The sequence below is a fragment of the Chromatiaceae bacterium genome (assembly GCA_024235395.1).
GTDB lineage: Bacteria > Pseudomonadota > Gammaproteobacteria > Chromatiales > Chromatiaceae > Thiosocius.
This window is the reverse complement of the sequence record JACKMK010000001.1, coordinates 1553039-1565401: the sequence shown is the minus strand read 5'-3', so window position 1 is coordinate 1565401 and position 12363 is coordinate 1553039. Positions and strand designations below refer to the sequence as shown.

The window sequence follows — 12363 nt, the reverse complement described above, 5'->3', positions numbered from 1 at the left end:
GGTGTATCCGATGGGTCCTCCTAGGATCGGCGGAAATGTCTGTGACTTGAGCCCGCCGGCACGCGAGGCGGCGTTGCGGCCCCATGCTCCCGTCGGGCGGCACCGGGCTTGCGAAGGCCGGCCGTGTTTCGCAATGATGCCGGGGCATGCATCCTGAGGAGGAAACGAATGGACAAAGAACCCGTGATTGCCCAAAAGGCGCCTTATGCCACCGAGGTGGAAGAGGGCAAGACGTATTACTGGTGTGCCTGCGGCCGCAGCAAGCAGCAGCCCTTCTGTGACGGGTCCCACCAGGGGACGGGATTCGAACCGGTCGCGTTCACCGCACAAAAGACCGCCAAGGTCTACCTCTGCGGCTGCAAACATACCGCCGAGCAACCGTATTGCGACGGTAGCCACCAGAAGCTGTAGCCGGATCGGCCACGCGCGGCCGGCCCGCTGAACAGCGGCGCGGGGCACCGGCTTCGCGCCGACTTCACTTCAGAGAATCCCAGCCGATAGCCCATTGAAGTCACGGGCCTGCAATCAGGCCTGTATCGCCCAGCACACTGGAAGCGACGACTCCGATATGCCGAGCTGGATCCGAATCAGACGATTATTGTGCCTCGCGATACTGGTCTCCGGCTGCTACACGCAGCCGGTCGGTTCGAGCACGCAACCGATCAAGATCCTGACGCTCGACTGGACCAGCCAGGTCGTTGCCTCGCACATCGTTGGCCTGTTGCTGCAGAGGCTGGGTTATCCGGTCAGCTATCTCGCCGAAGACGCGGACAGCCAATGGTTTCTGCTGAGCAGCGGTCAGGCCGATCTCCAGGTCGAGGTCTGGGAAGGCAGCATGGCGAGCAAGATGAACGAGCTCACCCGGCGGGGGCTGGTCGTCGACGCCGGCACACACACGGCGCTGACACGCGAGGAATGGTGGTACCCGAAGTACGCCAAGGCGGCCTGCCCCGGACTTCCGGACTGGACCGCACTGAAGGCCTGCGCGGCGCAGTTCTCGGATGGTTCCAACGAACTCGGCGTCTACTACACCGGGCCCTGGGAAAAGCCCGACCGCGCCCGGATACGCGCCCTGGGTCTGCCGTTCCGGGTGGTCGAACTCGCCGATGCCGCGGCGTTGCGCGGAGTGCTCGAGGATGCGGCGAGACACACCCGGCCGGTCGTGCTGTTCAACTGGACGCCGAACTGGGTCGAGTCGGTCTACCCGGGTGAATTCGTCGAATTTCCCGCCTACGCCGAGGCCTGCGAGACCGACCCGGAGTGGGGTATCAACCGGCGACTGGCCTGGGACTGCGGCAATCCAAAAGACGGCTGGCTGAAGAAGGCCGTGTCGCGCACGTTTCCCGAGACCTGGCCGTGCGGCTTCGCACTGGTGCGTGCGATCGATTTTTCCAATGCAGACATTGCCACCGCGGCCGCGCTGGTCGAAGTGCAGGGTTACAGCGCTCCCGAGGCCGCGGCCCACTGGCTCGACGCCCATCAACCGAAATCGTCGGCCTGGATCGAACAGGCCGGATGCACGGCGGCCGGGGCGCGCTGAATCGCCATGCGTACCGAGCAGGAAAATTCCGAAGCCACCGACGGTGGGGGTGTGCGCGCCTGGTTCAGCGCCGGCGGTCTGACGTACAGCAGCCTGCATTTCAGGCTGCTCAAGGTGATCCTGTTGATCAGCGTGCTGGTTACCGTCGGCTCGACCGCGGTGCAGCTCTACGCCGACTACAACCGCGACCTGGAGCTGCTGGAGGCGCGCATCGCCAGTGTCGAGCACACGCATGTTCCGGCGCTGCGGCTGAGCATCTGGCAGCTCGATTCCGCGCTGATCCAGACACAGCTGGCGAGCATCCTCTCGATGCCGGATGTCCAGGCGGTCGATCTCAAGACCGCGTACGGCGAGCGCTTTCACCTGCCCCGCGACACAGGCGGTGCGACGATGAAGCGGTATTCGTTCGAGATTCACGACCGCAAGCGCCCCCTGGTGCAGCTGGGGACCCTGGAACTGGGCACCGACCTGGGCCTTCTCCATGCCCGGCTGTACGAGCGCCTCAAGGTGATGCTGGTCACCGAAGGCGTCCGCACCTTCTTCGTCGCATTCGGGATCCTGCTGCTGGTCCAGTACCTGATCACGCGGCACCTCTCGGGGATGGCGCGCTACCTGCGCGACATGCGGCTCGAGCGCATCGGCGATCCCCTGGTGCTGGACCGCAAGGCAAACAGTGCACACGACGAACTCGACGTCGTTGTCGAATCCTTCAATTCGCTGCGGTCGCGCCTCAGCGACAAGATTCACAAGCTGGAACGAACCCGCCGGGATCTCGCGGACAGCGAAGAGACGCACCGTCTGGCCGTCGATGCCGCGCAGGACGGCCTGTGGGACTGGGACGTGCAGCGCGATACGGTCGAGTACAGTCCGGCCTGGCGACGGATCCTCGGTGAACAAGACGTGGCTTCCGATTATTCGACCTGGGCCGAGCGGATCCACGAAGAGGACCGCGAGGCAGTCCAGCGTTCGCTGAAAGAACACCTCGAGGGACGGACTGTATCGTGGAGTGCCGAGCACCGGTTGCGCAAACGCGACGGTTCCTGGATCTGGGTGCTGGGCCGGGGCCGGGTCGTAAAGCGCACCGCGGCGGGTGAGCCGCAACGCATGGTCGGCACCATGACCGACATCTCGCAGAACAAGGAACGCGAGGCGATCGTCTGGCGGCAGGCGAACTACGACACCCTGACCGGGCTGCCGAACCGAAAGCTTTTTCACGAACTACTCGACCGCGAGATCAACAAGGCGAACCGGGGAGGCTACGGCGTATGGGTCCTGTTCCTCGATCTCGATGGTTTCAAGGAGATCAACGACGTCCTCGGCCACCAGAGCGGTGATGCCCTGCTCAGATTGGCCGCGGGGCGGCTCACCGAAGCGGTACGCAGCTCCGATATCGTCGCGCGACTGGGCGGTGACGAATTCGTCGTGATCCTCGCCGGCAACCTTGATACCTCGTCGGTCGACCGAATCTCGGCCAAACTGATCCAGGCGATAGGACATCCCTACGAGCTGAACGGCGAAAGCGTGTTCGTGACCGCGAGCATCGGCATCGCCAACTTCCCGAACGACGCCGACAACGCCGCAAACCTGATCCAGTTCGCTGACCAATCGATGTACGAGGCGAAGAAGCAGGGCAAGAACCGGTATCACTATTTCACGCCGGTATTGCAGCAGGCGTCACTGTTGCGCATGCAGATTGCCAGGGACCTGCGCAAGGGGATCAGCAACGACGAGTTCAAGCTGTTTTTCCAGCCGGTGGTCGATCTCGCCGACGGATCGGTCTGCAAGGCCGAGGTCCTGCTGCGGTGGTTCCATTCGGAAAAAGGCGAGATCAGTCCGGCCGGCTTCATTCCGATCGCCGAGGAGACCGGCGTGATTAACGAGATCGGTGACTGGGTGTTCCGACGTGCCTTCGAGCAGCTCAGCGCCTGGAAGCCGTATCTGTGTGATTCGTTCCAACTCAGCGTCAACGTGTCGCCGATGCAGCTCAGGACGCAACATGAGGACCGCGGCCGCTGGCTGGAAGAACTGGCGGGCTATGGGCTGCCCGGTGAGAGCATCATTATCGAGATCACCGAGGGTCTGTTGCTCGAAAAAGAGGAAAATGTCGCATCGATCCTGCTTCGGTGCCGTGACGCGGGTGTGCAGGTCGCGATCGACGACTTCGGTACCGGCTACTCGTCGCTTGCGTATCTCAAGGAACTGGATATCGACTACCTCAAGATCGACCGCTCGTTCATGCGCAACCTCGGTGGCGGCTCCACGGAACAGACGTTGGTCGAAGCGATCGTCATCATGGCGCACAAACTCGGACTGAAGGTCGTCGCGGAGGGCATCGAGACTGAGAAGCAGCGTGATCTGTTGCGTGGCATGGGCTGCGACTATGGTCAGGGCTACCTGTTCGCAAAACCCATGCCCGCCTCCGAGTTCGAGCAGCGCATCATCGAGCAGATCCGTTCGACCGGCTCCTGACTGTACCGGCGTATCGGCACGCCGCGCGTCCAGCATTTGTTCCGCTTTTGGATTGCGCCTATCCTGGGGTATCTCCTGGCGCTGATCGGTCCAGGCAGGCGCCGTGCGGAGGGGCGGAACCAGGTGACAGCAGAGATCGACACGGTCGGCCGCGTACGGTTGTACGGCCTGGGGTTCGCGAACATCGTCGATGAGGTCGGGCAGGCAACCTTCACCCGGCCAGCCATTGCCGCGATGCTGTCGCAGCCGACAATCACCTCGTCGTCCGGTTGCGCCGATCCGGCGCCTTCGCCCCGCGACGGATGCCTCCGCGCCGGATCGTCCGCCGGGCAATTGGCCATGGCTGCAGCCGGGAGGACCTCGCTCCCGTGATGCACGGTATCCCCGTGTTGTCGATCCTGCTGTTGCTGCCCGCCAGTGGTGCCGCACTGTTGTTGATATTGCCACGCGCGCGTGTCGAGTGGATGCGTCGTCTGGCAGTGGCTTTCACCAGTCTGACGATGCTGCTGGCGTGGGGCCTGCTCGGTCTGTTCGACGACAGCGTCGCCGGTGCCCAGTGGGCCGAGCAGTACAGCTGGAACCCGCGTCTCGGCACCTCGTTCGCGCTCGGCGTGGACGGCTTTTCGTATCCGATGGTGCTGCTCGCAACACTGCTGTGTTTCATTGCGGTGCTCGCCTCCGGCTCGATCCGCGAACGCGTGCGCGGCTATTACCTGCTGATGCTGGGACTGGAATCGGCGCTGCTCGGCGTGTTCATGGCACGCGACTGGTCGCTGTTCTACGTGTTCTGGGAACTGACCCTGATCCCGCTGTTCTTCCTGATCGACCGTTGGGGGGGGCGCAACCGGCACGGCGCGGCGCTGAATTTCGTGCTGTACACGATGGGCGGCTCGGTGTTCATGCTGATCGCGCTGCTGGTGTTGTTCGATGCGTCCTCGACGCATTCGTTCGCGATGGCCGACCTCGCCGACGGTGCACAGCAACTCCCGCGGGAGGCGCAGATACTGATCTTCTTCGGCTTCCTGATCGGTTTCGGGGTGAAGATGCCGATCTTTCCGATCCACGGCTGGCTGCCGCTGGCGCACGTGGAGGCGCCGGGGCCGGTGTCCATTCTGCTGTCCGGCATCCTGCTCAAGATGGGTTCCTACGGCCTGATTCGTGCGGCGCAGACGCTGCCGGATGCGGTCGTAGCATTGCAGTCGCTGCTCACCGCGCTGGCACTGGTCAGCCTGTTGTACGGCGGTCTCCTCGCGTGGCGCCAGACCGATCTCAAGGCGATGGTCGCGTACTCTTCGGTCAGCCATATGGGCGTCGTGCTGCTCGGCATCGCAGCGCTGAATGTCGCCGGCCTGACCGGTGCGGTGATGCAGATGGTGGCCCATGGACTGGTTGCGGGGGCATTGTTCCTGCTGGTCGGCCTGTTGTACGAGCGTACCCATACGCGGGAGATCGGCCATTACAGTTCGCTGGTACGCATCACCCCGCGCTTCGCGTTCTTCACCGTACTGGCGCTGTTCGCTGCAGCCGGTCTGCCCGGCACCGCCGGCTTCATCGCCGAACTGCACACCCTGATCGGGGGGTTCCAGGCCTGGGGCTGGATGGTCGTGCTGCTCAGTCTCGGCGTGATGATCAGCGCGGCCTATGCGATCCGTACCGTCGGACGATTGTTCACCGGGCCGGTGCGCGACGAGATGCGGCAGGTCGAGGACCTGCGCGCCGGCGAGCTGCTGGCGGCCGGTGTGCTGGCCACCGGTATCGTGCTGCTCGGTGTCTTCCCGGCCGGTGCCCTGCATCTCGTCTCGGCGTCGGTCGGGCGCTTCAACACCGCCTTCCTGGGGCAGTGACGTGATATCCGTGGATTGCCAGACGAGTCGATCGGCGGCACCGGGGCGGCGCCGGGAAGAGGCCTCATGAGCGTCTCGGTGCAACCGGTCGACGATATCCGTGCGGCGATCCGCGCTGCCGTGGAGCGTCTGGAGCACGTGCTGCCGGGACAGGCGCCCATCCAGGGGTTCGTTCATCACAACACACTGCATGGCTACCAGCACCTGCCATTCCAGGAGGCACTGGCCGAGGCGCGTCGCATCACGGGTGCGCGCGGTTACCTGCCGCTCGCGCGATACCGCGCCCTGCACCGCGAGGGCCGCATCACGCGCGACGATCTGTTGTCGGTGCTCGACGATGGGCAACAGCTGCAGTCCGGACAGGTCCTTTGGCAGGGCGCCGACGGACCGGTCACCCGGCGTGACGTCTACCTCCTGGCGCTGCTGTATCCACTGCACGGGATCACGAGCAGCCAGCTCAATTGGCAGATCGAGGAACTGGGTGTGCTCGGACGTTTCCAGGACGACGTACCGGCGGAGACGCGCGACCGGCTGTCGAAGACTGCCGGCGTCGAGCCGCCGGACGCCGTCGCCGACCTGTGGAGGGCCTGTCTGCAGGTACTCGATCTGCAGCATTTCGTGCGCCACCCCGAGGAACTGCTGGATCTCGCGCCGGCGCGTGCCGAGGCGATGTTCAGCCAGCTTTCGACCGAGATCGCCGACGGTGCGACCGACGGCCTGGCGCGCCGGCATCTGCACCGGGTGGCCGAACGCGACATGCAGGCCCTGCTGGCGCGGGTCGGCGGCGAGCTCACGCTCGGCGGTCTGCTCTTCCGTCTGACCGGCCACGACCTGCTCGCCGACGTCCGGCCCTACCTGTTGCGCCATCTCGGCAACTTCCTCGACCTGGGCACCGCGGCCTGGCACGCGGGGCAGCGCGCCCAGGGCTTCTACCAGGCCTGGCGGGACGACCGTGGCGACCTGCCGACCTGGATTCTCGAGGACCTGTACGACTGGCACGCGCACCTCGACGAGCTGCCCGCGGACCCGCTCGATGCGATCGTCGTCGAACTCGAACGTCTCGACCTGCCGCAGGCGCGTTGGATCGGTTATCTCGAGCGGCTGGCGCTGGAGTTGCCCGGATGGTCGGGTATGTTCCTGTGGCGCCATCTGCACCCGGGGCACCAGGGTCAGGCACAGCCGGTCGAGATGATCGACTATCTGGCGGTACGTCTAGCACTCGAGCGCCTGTTCGCCCGCCGGCTGTGCGCAAAGACCTGGGGTATAGAGCCGCGCCTGGACATGTTGCGCTGGCAGTTCCGTCATGCCCCCGCGGAGTTCCTGGTCCGACACCGTTTGTTCGACGGCCGCCTGCCCGAGTATCTCGCGACCCACGCACAGCGCCTGGTCGGCCAGTCGATGCACCGCCGCGGCGACCCGTCGGCCGACCAGTGGTACCGCCTCGCCCAGCTGATCCTGACCTGGGAACACAGCCAGGTCGCCGACCGGCCACACCGTGGGGTCGCCGAGAACGCCTGGCCGTTGTTCCGGCTCGCCCAGCATCTGGGTCTGTCGGGCGACGCGTTGCGCGCGCTCGACGGGGCCCAGGTCGCCGCGCTGTTCGACTGCCTGGAGCGGCTGGATGAACAGGCGATGGGTTTCATCTGGCTGCGGGCCCACGAGCATCACTACCGCGACCGGATCTTCAACGCGCTGGTGAACAACCAGGGGCGCGGCCGGTGGCAGGCACGTACCGAGCGCCCATCGGCGCAACTGGTGTTCTGCATGGACGACCGGGAAGAGGGCACGCGTCGACATCTCGAAGAACGCGATCCGACGGTCGAGACACTCGGTGCCGCGGCCCACTTTGGCGTCCCCAGTTACTGGCGCGGCCTGGACGACACGCACGCGACGGCCTCGACGCCGGTGGTGATCGTGCCGGCCAACGAGGTCCGCGAGCGGCCGCGTGCGGACAGTGCCGGGCAATACGAGGCGCATCGCCGCCGGCATGGTGTGCGGGTGTGGTTGCGCGATGCGCTGCATCACGAGATCCGCCGCAATCTGTTGAGTTCGACGCTGGGGATCGCGCTGGCGGCGCCGGCGGCCGCCGCCGCGTTGGCCGGCAAGGTGTTCGCACCGCGCGCATTCGGGCAGTGGGCGCAACGCCTGCAGCGGCGGGTCGACCTGAGGGTCCCGACCGAGGTCGCAATCACCGCGGCGGCCTACGACGGCGTGCCGGGTCCGGCGAACGTGCAGGCCGGTTTCGTGACCGAGGAACAGGTGTCGCGGGTCGAGCACTTCCTGCGCGGCATCGGTCTCACCGACGGCCTCGCGGCCTTGGTGGTGATCATGGGGCACGGCTCGGACAGCGACAACAACCCGCATCTGTCTGCCTACAACTGTGGCGCCTGCAGCGGCAATCACAGCGGTCCCAATGCTCGGATCTTCGCGGCGATGGCGAATCGCCCCGCGGTGCGCGTCCTGTTGCGGGCGCGGCAGGTCCTGATACCGGACGACTGCTGGTTCGTCGCCGCCGAGCACAACACCTGCAGTGAGACGATCACCTGGTATGACGCAGACCTGATCCCGGATGCATTGCTCGGTGCCTTCGAACGCCTCGATCGCACCCTGCAACAGGTAGGCCGCCAGCATGCGCACGAGCGTTGCCGCAAGTTCGCCTCGGCACCGGTCGACCCGTCGCCGGAACAGGCCCTGGAGCACGTCGTCGAACGTACCCTGGACTTCAGCCAGGCGCGGCCAGAACTGGGGCACGCCACCAATGCCTGTGCGCTGATCGGGCGCCGCACCTTCAGCCAGGGACTGTTCCTCGACCGGCGTGCCTTCCTGATCTCGTATGACCCGACGCGCGACCCCGATGGCAGCGTGCTCGAGTCGGTGTTGCTGGCCAATGCGCCGGTCGGCGCGGGCATCAACCTCGAGTACTATTTCTCGACGGTCGACAACGAACACTATGGCGCGGGCTCGAAGGTCACGCACAACCTGGCCGGCTTCTTCGGCGTGATGGACGGCGCGGCCTCGGACCTGCGCACCGGCCTGCCGGAGCAGATGATCGAGATCCACGAGCCGATCCGCCTGCTGGTGGTCGTCGAGGCGCAAACCGAGGTGTTGAGCGCGATCTATGGGCGTCAACCGGCACTGCAGGAACTGATCGGCAACGGTTGGCTGCTGCTGGCGGCCAAGGCCCCCGACTCGGCGGCGATTCACCTGTTCGAACCCGCAGGCGGCTGGAAACCCTGGCAGGGGCCGGTCGTGGCCCTGCCGACCGTCGCGCGTTCGTCCGATTACTACCCGGGCACACTCGCGCCGCTCGATCCGGTGCTGGTCGCCCAGGCAGGGGAGAGCGATGCCGGTTGAGTTGACCTGGCTGATCCCGTTGTCGCCGCTGCTGGGCGCGGCCTGGCTCGCGCTCGGCTTTCTGTCCGGCCGCGATCACGGCGAGACCGGTGAACCGCATGCCGCTCGGGTCTCGCTCGGCGTGGTGACCCTGTCGCTGGTAACCGGCGCGGCTTTCGGTCTACAGGCCCTGTGGCAGGGTGCGCCGGGTGACGTGGTGTTCGGTCCCTGGTTGCTCAGCGGGCCTTATGTGATCCCGATCGGCTTCTCGCTGGATCCCCTCGGCCTGGCGATGGTCAACCTGGTCGCCGTGATCGCGCTGCTGACGATCCGTTTCGCCGTGCGCTATATGCACCGCGAGGCCGGTTTCCAGCGCTTCTTCATGGTACTGCTGCTGTTCACCGCGGCGATGCAGCTGATCGTGCTGGCCGGCAATGCGGCGCTCGCGTTCGTCGGCTGGGAGCTGGCCGGTGTGAGTTCCTATCTGCTGATCGCGTATCGCCTCGATCGACCGGTCGCGACCCGCAATGCGACCCGGATCTTCATCACCAACCGCATCGGTGATGTCGGTTTCCTGCTCGGGATCTTTCTGATGTTCCATTGGCTCGGCGGCATCGCCTGGCCCGTGACAGTGGACGCCGGCGGCGCGCTCGACCCGTTGCGTGCCGACCTGATCGCGCTGGCGTTCGCACTCGCGGCGCTCGTCAAGTCGGCGCAGGTGCCGTTCGCACCCTGGATCAGCCGCGCACTCGAGGGGCCGACACCGTCGAGCGCGCTCTTCTATGGCGCGCTGATGGTGCATGCCGGTGTGTTCCTGCTGATCCGCCTGGATCCACTGCTGCAGCAGGCGCCCGCGGTGCAGGCGCTGATCGCCGCACTCGGGTTGTCGACGGCACTGTATGGCTGGTTGAGTGGCCTGGTGCAGAGCGACGTCAAGAGTTCGCTGATGTCTTCGACCACCGCCCAGGTCGGTCTGATGTTTCTGTGGTGTGGGCTCGGGTGGCCGGCGCTGGCCGCCTGGCATCTGGCGCTGCATGCGCTGTGGCGTGCCTACCAGTTCCTGCATGCGCCCAGCCTGATGCATCGCGTGAGTCGCACCGCACGCCCGGTCCCCGCCTGGCTGGCGGAACGCCGCGGGCTCTACCACGCGGCGCAACAGCGCTTCTGGCTGGATCCGCTGGCGGACTGGCTGCTGGTGCGCCCGACCCGCGCACTTGCTCGCGATGTGCAGGCGTTCGACGAGCAGGTCGTGACGCGTGCCATCGGCCTGCCGGCACAGACCAGCACGCTGTCGTCGCTGGCCGAGTTCGAGGCGCGCCGGCGCGGCTTCGTGAACCTCGCCGAGGGCGGCATCGTGCAGGGCAGCGGTATCCTCGGTCGCATCCTCGAATGGACCGCGACGGTGCTGCACTGGGTCGAGGTACGCCTGGTGCTGCGTGGCGGCGGCGAAGGCCTGTACGCCATGATCCGCCGGATCGGCGTGCATGCCGAACGTATCGAGCAGCTGCTCAGCCAGCCGCGCTATCTGGTGCTGCTGATCATGGCCACCTTCGTGGTGATCCTGTGACGGCATCGAAGGGCGAGAGCCGGGTGCGCCGGTCCGGGGTGACGCGATGAGCATCATCGAACTGCACTGGTCGCTGCATGCCGGCCTGCCGCTGTTGAGTGTGTTGCAGCTGCTGCCCTTGCTCGGGGCGCTGCTGATGCTGGCATTGCGGACCTGGCCGCACCTGGCGCGACTCGGCCTGCTGCTCGCGACAGTGGAGATGTTGCTGGCCGTGAAGCTGTATCTCGACTACGACCCGACCAGTCCGGCGATGCAGTTCGCCGAGTGGTGGCACCTGTTCGGCCCACTCGACTACCACGCCGCGGTCGACGGCGTGAGCGTGTTGTTCATCCTGTTGTCTGCGCTCACCAGCCTGCTGGTGATGGTGTACGGGCCGATTCGTGGACTGGGTCCGACGTGGCAGCTGATGGCGCTGGTATTTGCCGTCGAATCGACCCTGATGATGATGTTCTCGACACTCAACCTGATGTGGTTCGTGGTGCTGTCCGCGGTGCAGCTGGGTCTGATCGGCGATGTCCTGGGGCGTTGGGCGACCTCGCCGGCCAGGGACACCGCGCTCGTGCGTTACTACCAGTTCATGGGTGCCGGGATACTTCTGATGTTGATCGGCGCCCTGTTGCTCGGCTGGGGGCATGCCCAGGACGGCGGCCGGCATTGGGCGTTCGACCTCGCCGAACTGGCTCGGGTACCGGTGGCGCCGGCCTCGCAGGCCGTGGTGTTCTTCCTGCTGTTCTACGGCTTGGCGATCCGCACGCCGCTGTTTCCGTTCCACGGATGGCTGCCGCCGGTCGCCGAGCATGGCGACATCGCGGTCGCGCCGACGCTGCTGCTCGGCCTCAAGGTCGGCGTCTACGGACTGCTGCGCTTCGTTTTCCCGCTGCTGCCGGAGGCCGTGCAGGCGTGGCAGTCGTACGTGTTCGCGTTTGCGGTCGTCGGGATCTTCTACGCGGCACTGATGGCGATGCTGCAGGAGAACCTGCGTCGCCTGCTGGCGTTCGCCGTGGTGTCGCATACCAGCATCCTGGTGCTCGGCCTGTTCAGTCTCGACCACAGGGCGTTCCAGGGCAGCGTGATGCTGTCGGTCACCTTCGGCCTGGCGCTGGTGACCCTGGTGTTCATGACCGGCCTGATGTTCCGGCGTGCCGGCACCAGTCTGCTCGCCAAGCTCGGTGGCCTGTTCGACCAGATGCCGCTGGTCGGTATCGCGTTCCTGGTCGCCGGACTGTCGATCGTCGGCATGCCCGGTACGCCCGGTTTCGACGCGGCACACCTGGTGCTCGAGGCCTCGGTTCAGCGCTTCGGCGGTCTGCTGACCGTGGCTGCGGCGCTGGGCAACGTGTTGGCCGCGGGTTTCCTGCTGTGGGCGTTTCAGCGCGCCTTTCTTGCACCCGCTCGTGTCCCCAACGCGATGGCCGGCGGACCGGGTGTGACGACACCGGAGCGGGTCATCGCCGGTGTGCTGGTCGTGGTGATGCTCGGTGCCGGTTTTTATACCGAACCCTGGCTGAACCTGATCGATCTGCCGCTCGAGCAGCTGAGCAGCTTCTACTCGGGGGCGACGGGAAACCGATGATGTTCCGCTCTCCACACCGATCACAGGCGCGGGCGAC

The 12363-nt window shown here is 65.9% G+C and carries 7 protein-coding genes; all 7 read left to right on the top strand.

What is annotated here, in order from left to right; all coding sequences use genetic code 11:
- The first annotated feature begins 168 nt into the window (after positions 1 to 168).
- The 7 genes from H6955_07285 (at position 169) to H6955_07255 (ending at position 12326) form a co-directional block, all read left to right on the top strand.
- Positions 169 to 411, top strand: a complete 243-nt coding sequence (locus H6955_07285; protein MCP5313342.1) for a CDGSH iron-sulfur domain-containing protein — start codon at positions 169 to 171, stop codon at positions 409 to 411.
- A gap of 157 nt (positions 412 to 568) precedes the next feature.
- Positions 569 to 1540 (top strand): ABC transporter substrate-binding protein, encoded by a 972-nt coding sequence (locus tag H6955_07280; GenBank protein MCP5313341.1) that lies wholly within the window; start codon positions 569 to 571, stop codon positions 1538 to 1540.
- Positions 1541 to 1546: 6 nt separating this feature from the next.
- Entirely contained in the window at positions 1547 to 4009 is a 2463-nt protein-coding gene (locus H6955_07275) for an EAL domain-containing protein (protein MCP5313340.1), read from the top strand.
- A 380-nt stretch (positions 4010 to 4389) separates the two neighbouring features.
- Positions 4390 to 5853, top strand: coding sequence for an NADH-quinone oxidoreductase subunit M (locus tag H6955_07270; protein MCP5313339.1), 1464 nt, complete (start codon positions 4390 to 4392; stop codon positions 5851 to 5853).
- 66 nt (positions 5854 to 5919) lie between these two features.
- Entirely contained in the window at positions 5920 to 9207 is a 3288-nt protein-coding gene (locus H6955_07265; protein ID MCP5313338.1) for a DUF2309 domain-containing protein, read from the top strand.
- Positions 9197 to 10753: a hypothetical protein gene (locus H6955_07260; GenBank protein MCP5313337.1), complete on the top strand. Its 1557-nt coding sequence runs from the start codon at positions 9197 to 9199 to the stop codon at positions 10751 to 10753. The genes H6955_07265 and H6955_07260 overlap by 11 nt, the downstream gene beginning before the upstream one ends.
- A gap of 46 nt (positions 10754 to 10799) precedes the next feature.
- Entirely contained in the window at positions 10800 to 12326 is a 1527-nt protein-coding gene (locus H6955_07255; protein MCP5313336.1) for an NADH-quinone oxidoreductase subunit M, read from the top strand.
- Positions 12327 to 12363 lie beyond the last annotated feature (37 nt).